Origin of the sequence: Ancylobacter defluvii, from assembly GCF_018390605.1 — a bacterium.
In the GTDB taxonomy this organism is placed as follows: Bacteria; Pseudomonadota; Alphaproteobacteria; order Rhizobiales; family Xanthobacteraceae; genus Ancylobacter; species Ancylobacter defluvii.
Genome location: NZ_JAHBGD010000017.1, coordinates 341,183 through 362,003 on the forward strand (window position 1 = coordinate 341,183; position 20,821 = coordinate 362,003).

Genomic DNA, 20,821 nt, shown 5'->3' on the forward strand with positions numbered 1-20,821 from the left:
AAAGCTGTGGGCAAAGCCGCTTTGCCGCATCTCAGCCGGCGGCGTCGGTCCGGTGCTCCGGCCGGGCGACCACGACGGGCGTGCGCCCCAGCCGCTCGCGGATCACGAAGTAGATGTTGCGGGCATAGATGAGCAGGCCCGCCGCCTGGCCGAGGATGAACACCGGATCCTCGCGATAGATCGCATAGGCCAGCAGCGTCACGCCGCCGGCGATGGAGAACACCCAGAACGCGAACGGCACCACGCTGCGGCGCGCCCGTTCGCTGGCGATCCACTGGACCAGGAAGCGGCCGGTGAACAGTGCCTGTCCGATGAAACCCACGATGAGCCACGGCGTGATGGTCAGCGACATCATGCTCATGATCCTTTCGTTGCGTTGGCCGGCGTGGCCAGGATTTGCAGCGTCATCCAGCGGCCATTGCCAAGATTGAACCCCGACACGGTATCAATCAGCGCCGCCTGCTGGCCAAGCTCGCGCTCGCGGGCCTCGAAGGCCGCCCGCTGGCGATCGGTCACCGCGACCACCCGGCAGCCCGGCCCGGCGAGAAAATCCGCCGCTTCCGCGCCGGTTCCATGCCGGGTATCGGTGCCAAGCACGAACAATGTGCTCGCCTCGGTAAATCCGGAGACCAGCACCTGCGGATCGGGACATGGCGCATGGGCGGCGATGGAGCGGGCGACCTGCGGCGAGACCCACAGTGCCTCAAGGCGTGGCGCCGCCACGCCGAAGCCGAGCCCATAAAGCACCACCGCCTGCGCGATGAGCAGCGGATAGGTCGCCTCCAGCGTCGCGCTCAACGCCCGATAGGCCGCAAAGCCACCGATGACGGTGGCAAGCGCGACCAGCCCCAGCGCCTCGGCTGGCAGCAGCCCCGACAGTCTGTGGAGAACGACGACCAGGCCGATGCCGGCGAGAATGCCGCCAACGGCGGCGGCCAGCGCCAGCAGCCGCGCCCAGCCCGCCGGCGGGGTCAACCGACCGGAAGCGAGGGCAGCGCCGGCCAGCAGCGCGATGGCCGGGTAGGTCGGCAGGGTGTAGTGCGGCAGCTTGGTCGCGAACAGCTCGAAGGCGATCCAGAACGGCACGATCCAGCACAGGGCGAAGCGCACCGCCGGCACGGACCGGCTCGACCACACCCAGGGCGCGGCGATCGCCGCCAGCGCCGCCCCGGGCCAGAAGATGACGAAGAAGGCGAGGAGATGCGCGCCGGGCGGCGCGCCATGCGACTCCTGCCCGGTTGCCACCTTGCCGAGCAGGTCGTTGCCAACAGCCTCATGGAAGAATGCCATGCCGGTATTGAGCCAAATGGCGATGAGCCAGGGCAGCACGATCAGCAGCAAGAAGGGCACGCCGATCATCGGCCTGAGCGGCTTCAGCCAGGCGCCACGCCGCTCCCAGGCCAGGAGGCCGAGCACGGTGAAGCCGGCCAGCATCGGCACGATCGGTCCCTTGATCAGGATCCCGCCACCCATGGCGCCCCAGAACAGCAGCGTCCAGCCGAGCGGCACCTTCTCGTCCGCTCGTGCGCTATGGAGCCGCGCCAGCACCAGCTGCCCGGTCACCGCGAAGGCGAGCAATGTTGCGTCGGTCTTGGCGAGCCGTGCCTCGGCCCCGAGAATCAGCGATGCGGCGAGCAGCGCGGCACCGAAGAAGGCGGCACGCGGGCTGAACAGCCTCAGCCCCACAGCATGCGTCACCAGCACGGCGATCAGCGCGGCGAACAGCGAGGGCAGCCGATACGCCCAGATCGGCGCTTCCGGCGCCAGTCCGGTGAGCTTCACCGCCGCCGTCTGCAGCCAATAGATGCCGATCGGCTTCTTGAAGCGGTATTCGTCGCCGAGCCGAGGCGCGACATAATCGCCGCTCTCCACCATCTGCCGCGAGGCCTGCGCGAAGCGCGCCTCGTCGCGGTCGATCACCGGCAGGGTGAAGAAACCGGGCAACACACAGGCGAAGAACAGCAGCACCAGGAGAAGACGGGCATGGCGTTCGCCGAGGCCGGCAAGGGAGGTAGCGCCGAGGCGCCCGCTGCGCAGGGATCCGGCTGCATCGCTCATCGTCCGCTCGATCTCCGTTCGGTCGGGCGCCGTCACCCACGTTGCCGCCTTCCTTGCTACTAGCACGTGACGGTCGTGTGATCGATCTGTGGCGAAGCGGCGTCCATGCGCCCAACCGTCTTCCCCCACCCGTCTTCCCGAAGCATCTTCCGTGCCGCATTCCCGCCCGCATGGCCCGGCAACAATTGGCGGGCGGGAGTTGGCTGGCGAGAGGTGGCTGGGCAAGCGACGCGAACACGGCTATGGAACGGCCGCGATCACACTGACGGTGTGGCTCCTCCTCTCCGCCCCGCCGTGCACCGGCGGGACAAATCGGATAGGAAGACGGAATGACGGTGGAACGCCTTACGGTGAGTCTATGCTGAACAGGACCCTTCCAGCCGAACGGGCCGACAGCCCCGGTGTCGCCTCGCTGCTGCGCACGCTGCATAAAGCTTCCGAGGCGATCGAGACGCTTTCCGATCTCGTTCGGAGCGACGAGGTTCTGCGCACCGCCTTCGACGCGGCAGTGGAACTGGTGGCGAACCGCAAGGGCCGGCTGATCATCTCCGGGGTCGGCAAGAGCGGGCATATCGGCCGCAAGATCGCCGCCACCATGGCGTCGACCGGCACGCCGGCCTTCTTCGTGCACCCGACCGAGGCCAGCCACGGCGATCTCGGCATGATCGCCTCCGACGACACGCTGCTGCTGCTGTCCTGGTCAGGCGAAACCGCCGAGCTCGCCAATGTGCTCGCCTACGCCAGACGCTTCGACATCCCGCTCATCGCCCTGACCTCGCGCGAAGACAGCGCGCTCGGCCGCAACGCCACCGTATTGCTGAGCCTGCCGCAGGTGGCGGAAGCCTGTCCGCACGGCCTGGCGCCGACCACCTCGACGCTCCTGCAACTGCTCGTCGGCGATGCGCTCGCCATCGCGCTGCTGGAGCATCGCGGTTTCACGCCGCAGGATTTCGGCATCTTCCATCCCGGCGGCAAGCTCGGCTCGCAGCTGCGCCCGGTCGGCGAAATCGCCCATGCCGGCGAAGAAATGCCGCTCATCGCCATAGGCATGCGGATGAGCGACGCACTGCTGGTGATGTCCAGCAAGGGTTTCGGCGTGGTCGGCATCGTCGATCGATCCGGCGCCCTCGCCGGGGTCATCACCGATGGCGATCTGCGCCGCCACATGGCACCGGACCTGCTGCAGCAGCTGGTCGAGACCGTGATGTCGAAGCGCCCGCGCGTCGTGGACGAAGCGATGCTGGCGGCGCGCGCCCTGCTGCTGATGCAGTCGGAGAAGATCACCGTCGCCTTCGTGGTGGATTCCCAGCGGCGCCCGCAAGGCATCGTCCACATCCACGATCTGCTGCGTGCGGGCGTCGCATGAAGGCCGATACGCTGGTGCTGATTCCGGCGCGGATGGCCTCCACCCGCCTGCCGGGCAAGCCGCTCGCCGATATCGCCGGTGCACCGATGATCGTGCAGGTCGCCCGCCGCGCGGCTGAGGCGGATATCGGCCGCGTGGTGGTCGCCGTCGACCATGCCGAGACGCTCGCCGCCGTCACCGGGGCCGGTTTCGAGGCGGTAATGACTCGTGCCGACCATCCCTCCGGCTCCGACCGGATCTTCGAGGCACTGGAGCTTGTCGATCCGCAGGCCCGTGCGCGCTATGTGGTGAACGTGCAGGGCGACCTGCCGACCATCGAGCCGGAAAGCGTCCGCGCCGCCCTCGCTCCGCTCGCCGATGACGGCGTGGATATTGCCACGCTCTGCGTCGAGATCGTCCGCGAGGAGGAGCGCAGCAACCCGAATGTGGTGAAGGTCGTCGGCTCGCCACTGTCCGACACCCGCCTGCGCGCGCTTTATTTCACCCGTGCCACCGCCCCCCATGGCGACGGGCCGCTCTATCACCATATCGGGCTCTACGCGTATAAGCGTGCGGCGCTGGAGCGCTTCGTGGCGTTGCCCCCCTCGCCGCTGGAGCGGCGGGAGAAGCTGGAGCAGCTGCGGGCACTGGAGGCCGGCATGCGCATCGATGTCGAGATCATCGCGTCGGTGCCGGTCGGCGTCGATACGCCGGAGGACCTCGAACGCGCCCGCCACATGCTGGCGGGATCGCCCGCCTGACGGCCGATGGGCCAGGAGTTCAGAACGTGACTGCCGAAGCGACCACCAACGCCACCATTCATGTCGGCTCCGGCGACCGGCAGGTCACTTTCGCCAATGACGCGCCGCTCGCCCTCATCCTCGGCCCCTGCCAGATGGAGAGCCGCGACCATGCCTTCATGGTCGCCGAGCGGCTGACCGCGATCTGCGACAAGGCCGGCATCCGCTTCGTCTACAAGTCGTCCTTCGACAAGGCCAACCGCACCTCGCTCTCCGGCAAGCGCGGTATCGGGCTGGAGAAGGCGATGGAGATCTTCGCCGAGTTGAAGGCGCAGTTCGGCTTCCCGGTGCTCACCGACGTCCACACCGAGGAACAATGCGCGCAGGTGGCGCCGGTGGTCGACGTGCTGCAGATCCCCGCCTTCCTCTCACGCCAGACCGACCTGCTGATCGCGGCGGCCAAAACCGGGCGGGCGATCAACGTGAAGAAGGGCCAGTTCCTCGCCCCCTGGGACATGAGAAACGTGCTGGCCAAGATCGCCGAGAGCGGCAACCCGAACACGCTGCTCTGCGAGCGCGGCACCAGCTTCGGCTACAACACGCTGGTCTCCGACATGCGCTCGCTGCCGATCATGGCCGGGCTCGGTGCACCGGTAATTTTCGACGCCACCCATTCGGTGCAGCAGCCGGGCGGCCAGGGCGGTTCCTCCGGCGGCCAGCGCGAATATGTCGAGACGCTGGCCCGCGCCGCGGTCTCGATCGGCGTCGCCGGCGTGTTCATCGAGACGCATCAGGACCCGGACAACGCACCGTCGGATGGACCCAACATGATCCGGCTCGACAACATGCCGGCGCTGATCGCCAGGCTCCAGGCCTTCGACGCCGTCGCCAAAGCCTGACGACGGCATCGAACCATTCTGCTGCGTGTGGATCAATCCGCGCCGGGATCGCCCTTGAGACCCGCCGCAGCGATGCCGGCCAGCGCCGCCGCCTCGTCATTATCCGAGGTGTCGCCGGAAATGCCCACGGCACCGATCAGCGCGCCCGCCTCATTGCGGATCAGCACGCCGCCCGGCACCGGCACCAAGGCGCCATCGGCGACATGGCTCGCGGCGGCGATGAAGAACGCCTGCTCCTTGGCGCGCTTGAACAGCGCCCGCGAGCCTACCCCGAGCGACAACGCCCCGAAGGCCTTGCCACGGGCGATCTCCGCCCGCTTCAGGCTGGTGCCATCCTCGGAGGCCACGGCCTTCAGTGCACCGCGAGCATCCAGCACGACGATGGACATCGGCTGGAAATTGCCTGCGCGGCAATGGTCGAGCGCCGTGGCGATGATGATCTGGGCGGCGGCGAGGGTCAGTTCGGTCATGGACGCACCTTCATCGGAGGCTTCTGCCGGAAAATCGGACGCCTTCGATAGGCCCGCTCCACGCACGGACGTCAAGCCGGCGGCGGAAACACGAAAGCCCGGCGAAGGCCGGGCTTTCCTTTGGTTCAGCAGGACGGTGCGTCAGTAGGGCGAAACACACTGCTGCCGCGGCCCGTTATAGGGCTGGAAGGTGTTGTCCGACGCCCGATAGGACCGATACTGGCTCGCACACCACTGCACGTGCCCGCCGCCACCACCGCCATAGCTCGGCTGGGCAGCGATGGCCCCACCGATGAGCGCGCCAGCCGCGAAGGCACCAGCGGGGAACCACCAGCCATTGTACTGCCGATAGCCCGGCCGGTAATAATTATATCCACGATGGCCGTTATAGTAGTAATTACGGCCACTCTGATAATATCCACGCCTCCCGCCGTAGTACGCGCGCGATCCGTTATATCGCGGGCCAGGCCCACGGTATGCAGGCCGTGGGCGATATTGCACCTGCTCCACTAACGGCGCAGGAGAGTGAACACCTTGCGGGCTCCATGGGGCCGCCGCAGCGGGAAGCGCGCCGGCGGATACGAGAGCGGCAACGGCGGCGGCCGCGAAGGAAACTCTGTTCATTGCAAGTTTACTCCAACTGTACCATCCATGTGCTTCACACTAAGCGGAAGCACATGAATACGGCCTGAACGAAATCCATCGGCCCCAAGGCAAACGGCTGACCACCTGTTCAGTTCCCCATTCGCTGTCCGGAGGGCGCTGGTGACACTGGATTCCGCTCGGGCCGACATCCATACGCGCATGAAAAAGGCCGGTGCGCCTCGCGGCGACACCGGCCTCTCAAACGGATGATGGCAGAGGTCAGCGGATCGGCGGCGCGTACTGGATGCCGCCCTGGCTCCACAGCTGGTTGATGCCGCGCGGAATGCCCAGCTTGGAGCCGGTGCCGACATTGCGCTCGAACACCTCGCCATAATTGCCGACCGCCTTGACGATCCGCACCGACCAATCCTTGGTCAGGCCGAGCTGCTCGCCATAGACGCCGTCGGCACCGACGAAGCGCCTCACGTCCGGCTTCTGCGACTTCAGCGCCTGGTCGAGGGTCTTGCTGCCGATGCCGAGTTCCTCGGCATTGAGCAGGGCGTAGAAGCTCCACTTCACCACGTTGAGCCACACATCGTCGCCCTGGCGGACCACCGGGCCGAGCGGCTCCTTGGAGATGACGTCCGGGAGCACGATGCTGTCCGCCGGCTTGGACAGCTTGAGACGCAGCGCATAGAGCTGCGACACGTCGGTCGTCAGCACGTCGCACTTGCCTTCGTCGTAGGCCTTGACCAGTTCGTCGACGCCGGGCTGCTGGATCAGTTCCAGCTTCATGTTGTTCTGCTGGAAATAGTCCTGCGCATTGAGGGCGCTGGTGGTGCCGGCCTGGGTGCAGACCTTGGAACCGTCCAGTTCGAGCGCGCTAGTCTTGTTCTTGGCGGCGGGCACCATGAAGCCCTGGCCGTCATAATAGGAGACGGCGGCGAACAGCAGCTTCAGCCCTGCCTCGCGCGACATCGTCCAGGTGGAATTGCGCACCAGCACGTCGACATCGCCCTTGGAAAGAGCGGGGAAGCGCGCTTCCGCCGACAGCGGCACATACTCGACCTTTGCCGGGTCGTCGAAGATGGCGGCAGCGATGCCCTTGCACAGATCGACGTCGAAGCCGCTCCAACTGCCGTCGGCGCCCTTCGCCGAAAAGCCGTCGAGCCCCTGATTGACGCCGCATTTGAGCGTGCCGCGCGCCTTCACGTCGGCGAGCGTGTCGGCCTGCGCGAGACCGGCCGTGAACAGGACGCCCGCAGCCGCCAGCGCCATTCCCAGATGTTTCATGCCTTCCCCCTGCGGCTCCTGCCGCATGTCGCCTTATTCAGAGAGCCGGCGTCTGCCGGATGATGACCTTGGTGCCAACCGGCACGCGGCTATAGAGATCCGTGACATCGCTGTTCACCAGCCGGAAGCACCCCGACGACACGGCATAGCCGATGGTCTGCGGCTGGTTCGTGCCGTGGATGCGGTAGACGGTCTGGCCGAGATACAGCGCGGCCGCCCCCATCGGGTTGCCGGGGCCGCCGGCCATGAAGCGCGGCAGATAGGGCTGGCGCTGGATCATCTCCGGCGGCGGCGTCCAGTCCGGCCACTCGGCCTTGCGGGAGATCTTCTGTAGACCCGACCACTGGAAGCCGTCGCGGCCGACGCCGATGCCGTAGCGCATCGCCCGGTTGTCACCGAGCACCAGATAGAGGAACCGTTCGTCGGTATGGATGACGATGGTGCCGGCCGGCTCGTTGGTGCGGAAATACACCGGCTGCCGGCGGAACGTCGGATCGAGTTGCTCCTCTTCCGGCGAAGGCACGCGACCCGGCTCCTCCTGCACGTCCAAAAGCATGCTGTTGAGACCCGCGGGCGGGCGCGCCTGCGCCTGCACATCGCTGACGGCTCCACCGGACAGGGCGGCGGCAACGGCCACCGCGCCCAGAATGCTCCAACGCATACTTAATCCCCTCCTCATATCGCCGCATCCTCGCATGGCGGGACGTCGGCACGAGTCACGGTCGCTTCCCCGCTACCGATCGAAGGGATTTATTCACCACAAGTCAATGACGGATGGTTAATGCCCTGGCACGACAGCGCCGAGAATATCGCCCGTCCAACCCGATCTCGCCGAGGTCCGGCCGTGTCAAAGATCCTGCTGCGTCAAAGAAAAAAGGGAGCGCGTCCCCGCGGGAGAGAGGGCGCGCTCCCTTTACGCGCCCGGGACATGGCCGGGCGCGGAAGGTTTGGGCTCAGCGCAGATAGCTGACCGCCAGCGCCTCCAGGCGCTCCTGCCTGCCGGAGCGCGGCTGCGGGTCGAGATTCTCCGCCTCCGCCCGCGCGGCAATGCTGTCGAGCGAGGCGCCAGGTGCCAGCATGGCCTTGGCCGCCGGCGTCTGCCAACCGGCATAGCGCTCGTCGACCGCCTTCTTGAGCGCGCCGTCCTCCACCATGTCGGCGGCGATCAGCAGCGCCCGCGCGCAGACATCCATCGCCGCCGAATGGGCGAGGACGAGATCGTCCGAGTCGATCGACTGGCGGCGGATCTTGGCGTCGAAATTGGTGCCGCCGGTGGTGTAGCCGCCCGCCTTCAGGATCTCGTACATGGCGAGCGCGGTGTCCTCGACATTGGTCGGGAACTGGTCGGTATCCCAGCCGGACTGGGCGTCGCCCTTGTTCATGTCGATCGAGCCGAACACCCCCAGCGCCGCCGCCATGGCGATCTCGTGCTCGAAGCTGTGGCCGGCCAGCGTGGCGTGGTTGGCCTCGATGTTGAGCTTCACTTCCTTCTCGAGCCCGGCGCGGCACAGCAGGCCGTACACCGTACCGACATCGAAATCGTACTGGTGCTTGGTCGGCTCCTGCGGCTTCGGCTCGATGAGGATCGTCCCCTTGAAGCCGATCTTGTACTTGTGCTCGACAACCAGGTTGAGGAAGCGGCCCATATGGTCGAGCTCGCTCTTCAGGTCGGTGTTGAGCAGCGTCTCGTAACCCTCGCGACCGCCCCACAGCACGTAGTTCTCGCCGCCGAGCTCATGCGTTACTTCCAGCACGTTCTTCACCTGCGCCGCGGAATAGGCAAACACGTCCGGGTCCGGATTGGTCGCGGCGCCCGCCATGAAGCGGCGGTTGGAGAACAGGTTCGCCGTGCCCCACAGCAGCTTGACCTTCGAGGTCTCCATCTTCCTGGCGAAGATGTCGGCGATGGTGCGCACATTGGCGTTGGATTCCTTCAGGCTCTGGCCTTCCGGGGCGATGTCGCGGTCGTGGAAGGCGAAGTACGGCACGTCGAGAATGCGGAACAGCTCGAAGGCGACATCGGCCTTGGCGCGGGCGAGCGCCAGCTCGTCGGAGCCGTGCATCCACGGGCGCAGGAAGGTCTCGCCGCCGAAGGGATCGCCGCCCGGCCAGGTGAAGCTGTGCCAGTAGGCGACGGCGAAGCGCAGATGGTCCTCCATGCGCTTGCCGAGCACGACGCGATCCTTGTCGTACCAGCGGAAGGCGAAGGGGTTGCGGCTTTCCGGCCCTTCATAGGCGAGTGGCGCGGTCGGCTCGAAGAAACCGGCGGGGGCATTCATGAAGTCACTCCCTTCAAGGCGGGGTACAGCGCGCGGTAGCGGGCATGCTTTTCCGCATAGGCTTGCTGGAGCGCCGGGGTCGGCGCGATGGTCTCGATACGGCGAGGCGGCAGGCAGATGGCGGCCGGGCTCTCCCCCGTCGCCGCCATGCGCGCCAGCCGGGCGGCGCCGAACGCCCCGCCCCGCTCGCCGTCCTCGATGCGGTTGATCGGCAGGCCGAGCACATTGGCGATCACCGCCGTCCAGTAGCGCGAGCGCGAACCGCCACCGATCACGTCGGCGGTGGCCAGCGTGGTGCCGGCGGCATTCAGCGCGTCGAGGCAGTCGCGGAACGCGAAGGCGACGCCCTCCAGCACGGCCTGGGTCAGCGCCTCGCGCGTGGTCTCGTGGTCGAGGCCGACGAAGGCGCCGCGAATGGCGGTGTCGTTGTGCGGCGTGCGCTCGCCGGAGAGATAGGGCAGGAAGATCGCTCGCGACGGCGCGACTGGCGCGTCTCCGAGCGGCCTCAAGAGGTCGCCGGGCGAGATGCCCTCGGTCTGCGCCCACCAGCCGAGCGCCGAGGCGGCCGAGAGGATCACACCCATCTGGTGCCAGGTGGCAGGAATGGCATGGCAGAAGGCGTGCACGCTCGATTGCGGGTTCGGCGCGAAGCGGTCGGTGGTCGCCCACAGCACGCCGGAGGTGCCGAGCGAGACGAAGGCGTTGCCGGCATGGATGGCACCGAGCCCGACCGCGCCGGCAGCGTTGTCACCTGCCCCGCCGGCTAGCACCGGCGGCGTCGCCATGCCCCAGCGGGCGGCGAGTTCCGGCGTGATGCGCGCCGCCACCTCGCTGCCCTCGACGAGGCGCGGCATGTGCGAGCGGTCGAGGCCGGTCGCGGCCAGCGCCGCGTCCGACCAGTCGCGCTTGCCGACGTCGAGCCACAGCGTGCCGGAGGCGTCGGACATTTCCTCCACCATCTCGCCGGTCAGACGGTAGCCGACATAGGCTTTCGGCAGCAGCACCTTGGCGGTGCGGGCGAAAATATCGGGCTCGTGCTTGCGCAGCCAGAGCAGCTTCGGCGCGGTGAAGCCCGGAAAGGCGAGGTTGCCGGTCACCGTATGCAGGCCCAGGAAGGCCGCCTCCAGTTCCACGCACTCGGCAGCCGAACGGCCATCGTTCCACAGGATCGCCGGACGCAGCACCGCACCCGACGCGTCGAGCAGCACCGCGCCGTGCATCTGGCCGGACAGGCCGATGCCCTTCACCGCCGCCAGTTCCACCGGTCGCGCGGCCTTGAGCTGGTCGAGGCTGGCGAGCGTCGCCTGCCACCAGTCCTCCGGGTTCTGCTCGCTGTGCCCCGGCTGCGGCCGGGACACCGACAGCGGCACTTCAGCAGTGGCGAGCACCGCCTGGGTCTCGTCGACGAGCACCGCCTTGATGGCGGACGTGCCTATATCGAGGCCGACAAACATGCCTCACATCCTTTCATTCACCGTGAATCCACGCGCCCGTGGCGTATCACGGCAGATTGTCCCGCACGAAGATGTCGATGCGGATGCGCTCCTGTTCGTCGAACAGCGGTTCGCCCGAGCAATGGGCCAGCAGCACCCGGGCCGCCGAACGCGACTGGTGGCCGGCATCCTGGTTGATCACCGCGTCCATCACCCCGCGCAGCAGGAAGCGCCGCGTATCGTCGGTGAGATCGTGGCCGACGAAGACCAGCTCGCCGGCCCGGCCGAAGGCGGCCAGGGCGGCGGCGATGCCGCCATTGCCGGCCCCGACATTGTAGAGCCCGACGAGATCCGGCACCTCGCGCAGCATCTGTTCGACGATCTCCTGCGTCCTATGGTCCTCGTCGAGACTTTCCTGCACCGGCAACACCTTCAGCGACGGGTACTCTCCGGACAGCACCTGGGTGAAGCCGAATTGCCGCTCGGCATGGTCGCGCAGGGCCGGTGTGCCGACGATCAGCCCGACCGCCCCCTGCCGTCCGCCGGCGAATCTGCCGATCAGCGTGCCGGCAGTGCGACCGGCGGCAATGTTGTCGACGCCGACATAATGGCGGCGATGCGAGGACGGCACGTCGGAAACGAGCGTCACCACCACCATGCCGGCGGCGGTTAGGTCGTCGATCGCCGAGCGCACCCGCGGATGATCAAGCGCCACCACGGCGACGCCGTCATAGCGGCCGATCAGCCCTTCCAGCGTCGCCGCCAGCGCCTCCGGCGCGAACACGTCGACGCGCAGCAGGTCGATGAAGGCATTGTGGGTCGACAGCCATTCGGCGGTATTCGTCACCTGCTCGGCGAGCTGGCGCATGAAGACGTTCGGCCCCGAGGGCAGCACGAAGCAGAAGCGGTAGGTCTCGCCGCGCGCCAGCCGCGCCGCCGCGGCATTCGGCCGGTAGCCGAGCCGCGCGACCACGTCCCGCACCCGGCCCGCGGTCGCCTCGCGCACGCCGGCACGGCCATTGAGCACCCGATCGGCGGTCGCCAGCGACACGCCGGCCTCGCGGGCCACGTCCTGAAGGGTGATGCGTGAGGAAACTCTCGACATGGCGAGAAGTTGCCCTCAAAATTTGACGTACGCAACTCATGAATGAGATGTCCACCAATTAGACAAGAGGCGAAACGCCGTGGTGGAATTGTTCTGTTACGGTGCGATGAAGGCTCGACGAAGGCATTGAAGCTGTGCAAAGTCGGCACCCGATTGCAGAGGAGGGTAAAACCCGTCATTTGGTTTGAGGTTCGAACATCAAGATGAAGAGGCCGCCGACGGCCCACCCCTCAACGCAAGCCCTGCATCCGATCACCACGCATCCTTTTGGGAGGAACGCATGAAGTCCAAGCTTACCGTCACCGTGGCGGCCTTCGCGATGCTCGTCGCGACCGGCGCCGCCCGTGCCGCCGATACCGTGGTCGGCGTCTCCTGGTCCAACTTCCAGGAAGAGCGCTGGAAGACCGACGAGGCGGCGATCAAGAAGGCGCTCGCCGCCGCCGGCGCCAAGTACATCTCCGCCGACGCCCAGTCCTCGGCCTCCAAGCAGCTCTCCGACGTCGAGGCGCTGATCGCCCAGGGCGCCAATGTGCTGATCATCCTGGCGCAGGATTCCGACGCCATCACCCCCGCCCTCGCCAAGGCGCAGAACGAGGGTATTCCGGTGGTCGGCTATGACCGGCTGATCGAGAACCCCTATGCCTACTACATCACCTTCGACAACAAGGAGGTGGGTCGCCTGCAGGCCGCCGAGGTGCAGAAGCTGAAGCCGAAGGGCAACTACCTCTTCGTCAAGGGCTCGGCTTCCGATCCGAATGCCGACTTCCTGTTCTCCGGCCAGATGGAAGTGCTGAAGCCGGCCATCGACAAGGGCGACATCAAGAATGTCGGCGAGGCCTATACCGACAGCTGGCTGCCGGCCAACGCCCAGCGCAACACCGAGCAGTTCCTGACCGCCAACAACAACAAGGTCGACGCCGTCGTCGCCTCCAATGACGGTACCGCCGGCGGCGCCGTCGCCGCGCTCGCCGCCCAGGGCCTCGCTGGCTCGGTGCCGGTCTCCGGCCAGGATGCCGACTTCGCGGCGCTCAACCGCATCGCGCTCGGCACCCAGACCGTATCGGTGTGGAAGGACTCGCGCGAGCTCGGCAAGCGCGCCGCGGAGATCGCCCTCGACCTCGCCAAGGGCACCAAGCCCACGGACGTGAAGGGCACCACCACCTTCACCGGCGGCCCGAAGAAGGTGCCGATGAACTCGACCTTCCTGAAGCCGGTGCCGATCACCAAGGACAATCTCGACGTTATCATCGAGGCCGGCTGGGTGCCGAAGGCGACCGTGTGCCAGGGCGTGAAGGCCGGCACGGTGAAGGCCTGCAACTGACCATTGTCCAGCAATGCGGCGGGGCGCGAACCCCGCCGCCCGCCCTTCAACGGGTCGGCTGAGGAGTACGCCCATGAGCCAGTCCACGAGCCCGTCCACCCTCGCACCCGCCCCTGCGCGCCCGGCCTCGCCGCCGCAGGCGCCCGCGCCGTCGCTCATCGGCGCGCTGGAGCTCGACGTGCGCTTCCTCGGCATGGTCGGTGCGCTGGCCGTCATCTGGATCGTCTTCGACTTCCTTGCCGACGGCACCTTCCTGACCCCGCGCAATCTCTGGAACCTCTCGGTCCAGACCGCCTCCATCGCGGTGATGTCGACCGGCATGGTGCTGGTCATCGTGATGCGCCACATCGATCTGTCGGTCGGCTCGATCCTCGGCGTCACCGGCATGATCATGGCGGTGTTCCAGGCCAGCACGCTGATGCCGACCTTCGGCTTCAACCATCCCGCCGTGGTGGTGCTCACCCTCGTCGCCGGCATCGGCATCGGCGCGTTGATCGGCACGCTGCACGGCTTCGTCATCGCCTATCTCGGCGTGCCGGCCTTCATCGTCACTCTCGGCGGCCTGCTGGTATGGCGCGGCGCCGCCTGGGCGGTGGCGGAAGGCAAGACCATTCCGCTGGTCGACGACAATTTCAAGCTGCTCGGCGGCGGCGCCGACGGCTCGATCGGCGCCTTCTGGAGCTGGATCGTGGCGGCGATGGCCTGCGCGGTCATCCTGCTCGCCACCCTGCAGGCCCGCCGCCAGCGCCAGCGCTTCCGCTTTCCGCTCAAGCCGGTCTGGGCCGAATTCGTTACCGCCGGCGTCGGCTGCCTCGCGGTGATTGCCGCCACGCTGGTGGTCAATGCCTACACGCTGCCCGCCGCGCTGGCCCGCCGTTATGCCGAGGCCAACGGCCTTCCCGTGCCGCCGGAAGGTCTCGCCATCTCCTTTGGCTTCGCGGTGCCGGTGCTGGTTGCGCTCGCCATCGGCGTGATCATGACCTTCGTCACCACCCGCACCCGCTTCGGCCGCTACGTCTTCGCCATCGGCGGCAATCCGGAGGCGGCCGAGCTCGCCGGCATCAACACCAAGCGGGTGACGTTGATGGTCTTCGCCCTGATGGGCGGCCTCGCCGCCATCGGCGCCGCCATCTCCACCGCCCGCCTCAATTCGGCGACCAACGCCCAGGGCACGCTCGACGAACTCTATGTCATCGCCGCGGCGGTGATCGGCGGCACCTCGCTTGCCGGCGGTGCGGGAACCGTGGCCGGCGCCATGCTCGGCGCTCTGGTCATGCAGAGCCTGCAATCGGGCATGGTGCTGATGCGGGTCGACACGCCCTACCAGAACATCGTGGTCGGCATGGTGCTGGTCTTCGCAGTGTGGGTGGATACGCTCTACCGCAAGCGCTTCAAGTGAGAGGAGGCGACATCATGGCAACCCAAGGTTCTACCCCCCTCGCCGGCTCTCCCCCTCTCGTCGACATGCGCGACATCTCGATTTCCTTCGGCGGCATCCGCGCCGTCGACGGGGTCGATGTGGACCTCTATCCCGGCGAGGTGGTCGGCCTGCTAGGCCATAACGGCGCCGGCAAGTCGACGCTGATCAAGATCCTCGCCGGCGCCTATCGTCCGGATTCCGGCGAGATCCGCATCAACGGCGAGAAGGCCGATATCGCCAATCCGCGCGACGCCAAGCGCTATGGCATCGAGACGATCTATCAAACCCTGGCGCTCGCCGACAATGTCGACGCCGCCGCCAATCTGTTCCTCGGCCGCGAGATCATGACGCCGTGGGGCACGCTCGACGACGTCGCCATGGAAGCGGCGGCGCGCGAGGTGATGGGCCGGCTCAACCCGAACTTCCGCAAGTTCAAGGAGCCGGTACGCGGCCTCTCCGGCGGCCAGCGCCAGTCGGTGGCCATCGCCCGCGCCATCCACTTCAACGCCAAGATCCTGATCATGGACGAGCCGACCGCCGCGCTCGGCCCGCAGGAGACGGCGCAGGTGGCGGAGCTGATCAAGCAGCTCAAGGCCGAGGGCATCGGCATCTTCCTGATCAGCCACGATATCCACGACGTCTTCGATCTCGCCGACCGCGTCAGCGTGATGAAGAATGGCAAGCTGGTCGGCACCGCCAAGACCTCGGACGTCACCAAGGACGAGGTGCTGGGCATGATCATCATGGGCAAGAGCCCGCCCGGCGCCATTGCCGGCCCCGGCGCGGTGCACTAGCCCGGCGAACGACGACGCGGGAGTGGCGGGTAAACCGCCCTCAAAGCGTCGAAATTCGGAAGATTTTTCCGGCGGACAAGCAATATCGTCGGGCAGGAAAAGCTCCTGCCCCGATAGCGGCATCCGGTCGCTTGGTCACCCGTCCTCGGGTGTGCTAGGTCCGTGGCATTGGGCGCTCATAGGGCGATCCATGGGGCGAGGCAGCGCGACGGACGGCATGGGCAACCGCGCACGACAGACGGGCCTGCTGGCGGCGGCGATCCTCGCCGCCTATCTGCTCGTCCTGCAGACCGTGCTGGGCGGTCTCGCCATGGGCACCCATGCCGGCATGGGCGTGGCGCTCGGTCCGGCCGGCGAGGTCATCTGCCTCAATACCACGACGCCGGACGGCCAGCAGGACACCGCCGGCCATCTGCCCGATTGCTGCACCTCCAGCTGCCGCCTCGGCGCGCTGGCGTCACTGCCGCCACCGGAACTGGCGCCCCTACCTTCGCCGCTTGCCCTGCCGGCTCTCGCGCTCGCCGGCCCGCGCGTGGACAGCCCCGCCTCCGGCACCGAGCATCTTCCGCACAACGCCCGCGCCCCTCCCGTGGCCTGACGCAGATCCAGCCTTTCCGCATCTGTCGTCATTCGGACGGCCGCCTTCCGGCGCCGTTCCACGGGAATTGAACATGTCCGCCTTTTTCAACAGCTTCCGCGACACCACCCAGCGCCTCGCTTTCGCCCTGCTCGCCCTGGCGCTGCTGCTTTTCGCCTTCGATACCGCGCATGCGCATGGCTTCAAGCTCGGCGCGCTGGAGATCGGCCATCCCTGGGCGCGGATGACCCCGCCCGGCGCCAAGGTCGGCGGCGCCTATTTCTCCATCGAGAACACCGGCACCACGCCGGACCGGCTGGTCTCGGTCGCCGTCGCCGCCGATATCGCCGGCCGCGCCGAGATCCACGAGATGAGCGTCACCGACGGCGTGATGAAGATGCAGATGCTGCCCGACGGCATCGCGATCCCTGCCGGCGGCACGGTGGCACTGGCGCCGGGCGGCTATCACCTGATGCTGCAGGACCTCAAGCAGCCGCTGAAGGAAGGTGCCAGCTTCAAGGGCACCCTCACCTTCGAGAAGGCCGGCACCGTCGCGGTCGAGTTCAAGGTCGAGGGCATGGCCGGGCCGAAGGGCGCCGCCGGCATGCAGGCCGCCGACCCGCATGCCGGCCACGGCACGCCGTCGAACTGAACCCTTCACCCCTCGCCGCGGACCCGCCCCGGCGGGATCGGCATGACAGGCCCCCGACCGGCCGCCGGACCTCCGGTGCGGCTGTGCGTCGGCATGCGCCGGCCGATTCCCTGATGCGAGACGTCCCGGCCTCCCCACGGATGTCGTCCGATGAACGCTGCCGCCTTGTCCGAAGCGCCCGAGCGCGCCCTCAATCTCTACCGTGCCGTCTGGCGCTGGCATTTCTATGCCGGCCTGCTGGTGCTGCCCTTCCTCATCCTGCTCGCCGTCACCGGCGGTGCCTTTCTGTTCCACAATGAGATCGATGCGCTCTGGCATCGCGACCTCAAGCAGGTCGAGCAGCGCGCCACCGCTCCGCTCCCCCCGAGCCGGCTGATCGACGCCGCGCTGGCCGCTCGCCCCGGCGCGGCGCTCAAGATCGTCACCCCCACCACCCCGGACAGCTCCGCCGAAATCGTGGTGAAGACCGCCGACGGCGCCCGCCGCTCGGTCTATGTCGATCCCTATGACGGGCGGGTGCTCGGCGAGCTCGCCGATCGCGGCACGTTGATGTGGACCATCCGCCGCCTGCACAGCCTCGTCGAATTCGGACCCATCGCCAATGGCGTGATCGAGATCGTCGGCGGCTGGTCGATCCTGCTGGTCGGCACCGGCTTCTATCTGTGGTGGCCGCGCAAGCAGAGCGGCGGTGTCGTTTCCGTGCGCGGCACCCCGAAACGGCGGGTGTTCTGGCGCGATCTGCACGCCGTCACCGGCGCCTTCGCCGGCCTCGCCATCGCCGTCATGGCACTGTCCGGCATGCCCTGGTCGATCCTGTGGGGCGCCAAGGTCAATGAATGGGCCAACAGCGCCAATTACGGCTACCCGCCCGGCGTCTACGACAATGTGCCGATGTCGGACGAACACCTGGCCCACGCCACCGGGCCGACGCCATGGTCGCTGGAACAGGCGAAGATGCCGATGTCCGCGGAGCCGGCCGGCACCTCGATCGGCGTCGACCGCGCCACCGCCATCATCGAGGGCCTGGGCGTATCGCCAGGCTATGCGCTCAGCCTGCCGGGCTCTCCCACCGGGGTCTACTCCGCCACCGTCTATCCCGACGACTTGTCGAAGCAGCGCGTCGTGCATCTCGACCAGTACACCGGCGCGCCGCTGATCGACATGAGCTATGCCGATTACGGTCCCGCCGCCAAGGCGATGGAATGGGGCATCAACGTGCATATGGGCCAGGAATATGGCCTCGCCAACCAGTTGGTCTTGCTCGCTGTGTGTCTCGCCATCGTGCTGATGTCGGTCGCGGCGGGGGTGATGTGGTGGAAGCGGCGCCCGGCCGGCTCGCTCGGCATCCCGCCGGCGCCGGCCGATCCACGGGCGATGCGCGGCCTTCTCGCCATCATGGCCGTGGTCGGCGTGCTGTTCCCGCTGGTCGGCGCCTCGCTGCTGGCGATGCTGGCGCTCGACTTCGCCTTCGCGCGCCGGCCGCGCCCCGCCCGCGCGACGGCCTGACGCGCCGGACGGGATGCTTTCGGCCCGGCGCCCCTTCGCCTAGGATCGCGAGACAGGGGCGCCGGCACCATCACGGGCACGCATGAGCAACCAACGCGACCACGATCCAGAAGATGCCGAGACCGCGCGGCCGCGCGACGGGCTGTTCATCCGTGTCTATTTCGGCGATGGCCGCCATCTCGGCCCCGGCATGATCGAGCTTCTGGAGACCATCCGTACCGAGCACTCCATTCTCTCGGCGGCCAAGAAGATGGGCATGAGCTATCGCCGCGCCTGGCTGCTGGTCGAGGCACTCGATACCTCCTACGGCCAGCGCGTGGTGATCACCCATCCCGGCAGGCGCGGCCATGGTACCGACCTCACCGCCTTCGGCGAGCGGCTGATCGCGCTCTACCGCGCCATCGAAGCGAAAAGCGCCGCCGCCGCCAGTACCGAGATCGCCGAGCTGCGCGCCGCCCTGACACCGGACCCGGCACCGGAGCGCGGGGAAAAGCCCGCCTCAACCGCTTCCGGCAAGGCAAAACGGCCGGCGAAGGCTAAAACGTCGGCCCCGGCGGGGTCGTGAAGTCCGGACTGCGGCTGTCCACCGCCACCGATTTGATCATCGCCCACACCGCGAGCCCCGGCGTCAGGCCCAGCCGCTCGACGCTCTCGCGGGTGACGCTGGCGGCGAGCCGGCTCGCCCCGGCGACCAGCGCCACATCGGCATAGGGACCTTCGCCCGGCGTGATCGCCTCGACCACCGCCGGCAGCAGGTTGCTCACCGAAACATCGACCGGCTTGGCCAGCGCGATGGCGACATCGCGCGCCCGCACCCGTGCCCGCACGGCTCCACCGAGCCGCATCTCGACGCGCGGCACCCTGAGCTCGCCGCCGGGGAAAGCCAGCGTCGACAAGGCATAGTCCTCGTCATGCCGCGCCACCGTGCAGTCGAGCACCGTGCCGAGGTCGAAGCGCCCAATCACCGGCAATATGTCCGCCCGCGACATCACCTCCGCCACCTCCCCCTCGGCGATCTGGCGGCCGTCCTTCAGCGCCACCACCCGGTCGGAGAGCCGCAGCACCTCCTCGATGGAATGGCTGACATAGAGGATCGGCAGCCGCATCTCGTCGCGAAGACGTTCCAGATAGGGCAGGATCTCCGCCTTGCGCGCCGCATCAAGCGCCGCGAGCGGCTCGTCCATCAACAGCAGCCGCGGCTGCGCCAGCAGCGCCCGACCGATGGCGACGCGCTGCTTCTCGCCGCCCGACAACGTATGCGGCCGCCGCCGCAGCAGATGGCCGAGGCCGAGCAGATCCACCACCGCCTCGAAGCCGATACCGGCATCCATCCCCCGCGCGCGCCGCTGGCCGTAGCGCAGATTGCGCTCCACCGACATGTGCGGGAACAGCCGCGCATCCTGGAACACATAGCCGGCGCGACGGCGTTCGATCGGCACATCGATGCCGCCAGCCGAATCGAAATAGGTCGCGCCGTCGACGACGATGCGGCCCCGGTCCGGTCGCACCACCCCGGCTACCGCCTGGATGATGGTGGTCTTGCCGGCGCCGGAGCGGCCGAACAGCGCCGTTACCCCCGCCCCCGGCGCGGTGAAATGCGCCGAGAGCGAAAAACCCGGGCGCGCCAGCTGGATATCGACCTCGATCATGCGCGGCCGATCAATGTGCGGATCCGCCGGTCCGCGAGACCGGCAAGCAGCAAGGAAGCCAGCGCCAGCACGATCGACACCACCGTGAGCCGCAGCGCCATGGCATCACCGTCCGGCATGTGGGTGGCGCTGTAGATGGCAAGCGGAATGGTGCGCGTCTGTCCCTCGACATTGGAGACGAAGGTGATGGTGGCGCCGAACTCGCCCAGCGCCGAGGCGACGGCGAGCAGCGCGCCGGAGAGGATGCCGGGCAGCATCAGCGGCAAAGTGATGGTGAGGAACACGTCGAGCCGGTTCGCCCCCAGCGTGCGGGCGGCAGTCTCCAGCCCGCGATCCACCGCCTCCAGCGCCAGGCGGATGGCGTTGACGGTGAGCGGGAAGCTGATCACCGCCGCCGCCACGATGGCGCCGGCGGTGGTGAAGATCAGCCGGATGTTGAACCATTCGGCGAGATACTGGCCGAGATAGCCGCGCGCCCCGAGGGTGATGAGCAGCAGATAGCCCACCACCACCTTGGGCAGTACCAGCGGCAGATAGACGATGCCATCGAACAGGCTTTTGCCGGGAAAATCGAGCCGCGCCAGCACGAAGGCGGTGGCCAGCGCGAAGGGCAGGCTCCAGAAGGTCGCCCAGAACGCGACCTTCAGGCTCAGATACACCGCCGTCCATTCCTCAGGCGTCAGCATGGGCTCCCC

At 67.7% G+C, this 20,821-nt stretch carries 21 protein-coding genes; 10 read left to right on the forward strand and 11 right to left on the reverse strand.

What is annotated here, in order from left to right:
- Positions 1-31: 31 nt before the first annotated feature.
- Positions 32-361 carry a lipid-A-disaccharide synthase N-terminal domain-containing protein gene (locus tag KHC24_RS13455; RefSeq protein ID WP_213363763.1) on the reverse strand — a complete coding sequence of 110 codons (330 nt, stop codon included), beginning with the start codon at positions 359-361 and terminating at the stop codon, positions 32-34.
- Complete coding sequence (locus tag KHC24_RS13460; protein WP_213363764.1) at positions 358-2,058, reverse strand: ArnT family glycosyltransferase; 1,701 nt, start codon at positions 2,056-2,058, stop codon at positions 358-360. The genes KHC24_RS13455 and KHC24_RS13460 overlap by 4 nt, the downstream gene beginning before the upstream one ends.
- A 358-nt stretch (positions 2,059-2,416) precedes the next feature.
- Here KHC24_RS13460 and KHC24_RS13465 point away from each other — a divergent pair, with 358 nt between their 5' ends.
- Genes KHC24_RS13465 through kdsA form a run of 3 tightly spaced genes read left to right on the forward strand, consistent with a single transcriptional unit; the run spans position 2,417 to position 5,042 of the window.
- The gene (locus KHC24_RS13465; protein WP_213363765.1) at positions 2,417-3,424 is read left to right on the forward strand and encodes a KpsF/GutQ family sugar-phosphate isomerase; all 1,008 of its coding nucleotides are present in this window, start codon (positions 2,417-2,419) and stop codon (positions 3,422-3,424) included.
- Positions 3,421-4,164, forward strand: coding sequence for a 3-deoxy-manno-octulosonate cytidylyltransferase (locus tag KHC24_RS13470; protein ID WP_213363766.1), 744 nt, complete (start codon positions 3,421-3,423; stop codon positions 4,162-4,164). The genes KHC24_RS13465 and KHC24_RS13470 overlap by 4 nt, the downstream gene beginning before the upstream one ends.
- A gap of 26 nt (positions 4,165-4,190) precedes the next feature.
- A complete protein-coding gene (gene kdsA, locus KHC24_RS13475; protein ID WP_213363767.1) occupies positions 4,191-5,042 on the forward strand; it encodes a 3-deoxy-8-phosphooctulonate synthase in 852 nt (283 codons plus the stop codon).
- A gap of 32 nt (positions 5,043-5,074) precedes the next feature.
- Here the strand turns inward: kdsA and KHC24_RS13480 are convergent, their stop codons facing one another.
- From KHC24_RS13480 to KHC24_RS13510, 7 genes are all read right to left on the reverse strand, one after another.
- Entirely contained in the window at positions 5,075-5,512 is a 438-nt protein-coding gene (locus KHC24_RS13480; protein ID WP_213363768.1) for a GlcG/HbpS family heme-binding protein, read from the reverse strand.
- 141 nt (positions 5,513-5,653) lie between these two features.
- Positions 5,654-6,136 (reverse strand): BA14K family protein, encoded by a 483-nt coding sequence (locus KHC24_RS13485; RefSeq protein ID WP_213363769.1) that lies wholly within the window; start codon positions 6,134-6,136, stop codon positions 5,654-5,656.
- A gap of 240 nt (positions 6,137-6,376) precedes the next feature.
- A complete protein-coding gene (locus KHC24_RS13490; RefSeq protein WP_213363770.1) occupies positions 6,377-7,390 on the reverse strand; it encodes an amino acid ABC transporter substrate-binding protein in 1,014 nt (337 codons plus the stop codon).
- A 37-nt stretch (positions 7,391-7,427) separates the two neighbouring features.
- On the reverse strand, positions 7,428-8,051 hold the full coding sequence (locus KHC24_RS13495; protein ID WP_213363771.1) for a L,D-transpeptidase: 624 nt from the start codon (positions 8,049-8,051) through the stop codon (positions 7,428-7,430).
- 292 nt (positions 8,052-8,343) lie between these two features.
- Positions 8,344-9,669, reverse strand: a complete 1,326-nt coding sequence (xylA, locus tag KHC24_RS13500) for a xylose isomerase (RefSeq protein WP_213363772.1) — start codon at positions 9,667-9,669, stop codon at positions 8,344-8,346.
- Entirely contained in the window at positions 9,666-11,123 is a 1,458-nt protein-coding gene (gene xylB, locus KHC24_RS13505; RefSeq protein WP_213363773.1) for a xylulokinase, read from the reverse strand. Before xylB ends, xylA begins: the two co-directional genes overlap by 4 nt.
- Positions 11,124-11,169: 46 nt before the next feature.
- A complete protein-coding gene (locus tag KHC24_RS13510) occupies positions 11,170-12,207 on the reverse strand; it encodes a LacI family DNA-binding transcriptional regulator (protein WP_213363774.1) in 1,038 nt (345 codons plus the stop codon).
- Between the two features lie 280 nt (positions 12,208-12,487).
- Here KHC24_RS13510 and xylF point away from each other — a divergent pair, with 280 nt between their 5' ends.
- From xylF to KHC24_RS13545, 7 genes are all read left to right on the forward strand, one after another.
- Positions 12,488-13,528 carry a D-xylose ABC transporter substrate-binding protein gene (gene xylF, locus KHC24_RS13515; RefSeq protein WP_213363775.1) on the forward strand — a complete coding sequence of 347 codons (1,041 nt, stop codon included), beginning with the start codon at positions 12,488-12,490 and terminating at the stop codon, positions 13,526-13,528.
- A gap of 73 nt (positions 13,529-13,601) precedes the next feature.
- Positions 13,602-14,927, forward strand: a complete 1,326-nt coding sequence (locus KHC24_RS13520; RefSeq protein ID WP_213363776.1) for a sugar ABC transporter permease — start codon at positions 13,602-13,604, stop codon at positions 14,925-14,927.
- Positions 14,928-14,941: 14 nt separating this feature from the next.
- Positions 14,942-15,742, forward strand: coding sequence for an ATP-binding cassette domain-containing protein (locus KHC24_RS13525; RefSeq protein WP_213363777.1), 801 nt, complete (start codon positions 14,942-14,944; stop codon positions 15,740-15,742).
- A 217-nt stretch (positions 15,743-15,959) separates the two neighbouring features.
- Positions 15,960-16,340, forward strand: a complete 381-nt coding sequence (locus KHC24_RS13530) for a hypothetical protein (RefSeq protein ID WP_213363778.1) — start codon at positions 15,960-15,962, stop codon at positions 16,338-16,340.
- Between the two features lie 73 nt (positions 16,341-16,413).
- Positions 16,414-16,971: a copper chaperone PCu(A)C gene (locus KHC24_RS13535; RefSeq protein ID WP_213363779.1), complete on the forward strand. Its 558-nt coding sequence runs from the start codon at positions 16,414-16,416 to the stop codon at positions 16,969-16,971.
- Positions 16,972-17,121: 150 nt separating this feature from the next.
- Positions 17,122-18,477 carry a PepSY-associated TM helix domain-containing protein gene (locus KHC24_RS13540; RefSeq protein ID WP_213363780.1) on the forward strand — a complete coding sequence of 452 codons (1,356 nt, stop codon included), beginning with the start codon at positions 17,122-17,124 and terminating at the stop codon, positions 18,475-18,477.
- Between the two features lie 82 nt (positions 18,478-18,559).
- Complete coding sequence (locus KHC24_RS13545) at positions 18,560-19,042, forward strand: winged helix-turn-helix domain-containing protein (protein WP_213363781.1); 483 nt, start codon at positions 18,560-18,562, stop codon at positions 19,040-19,042.
- Here KHC24_RS13545 and modC read toward each other — a convergent pair.
- The gene (gene modC, locus KHC24_RS13550) at positions 19,014-20,126 is read right to left on the reverse strand and encodes a molybdenum ABC transporter ATP-binding protein (RefSeq protein WP_213363782.1); all 1,113 of its coding nucleotides are present in this window, start codon (positions 20,124-20,126) and stop codon (positions 19,014-19,016) included. The genes KHC24_RS13545 and modC overlap by 29 nt on opposite strands.
- Positions 20,123-20,812, reverse strand: a complete 690-nt coding sequence (modB, locus tag KHC24_RS13555) for a molybdate ABC transporter permease subunit (protein ID WP_213363784.1) — start codon at positions 20,810-20,812, stop codon at positions 20,123-20,125. The genes modC and modB overlap by 4 nt, the downstream gene beginning before the upstream one ends.
- Positions 20,813-20,821: the final 9 nt, after the last annotated feature.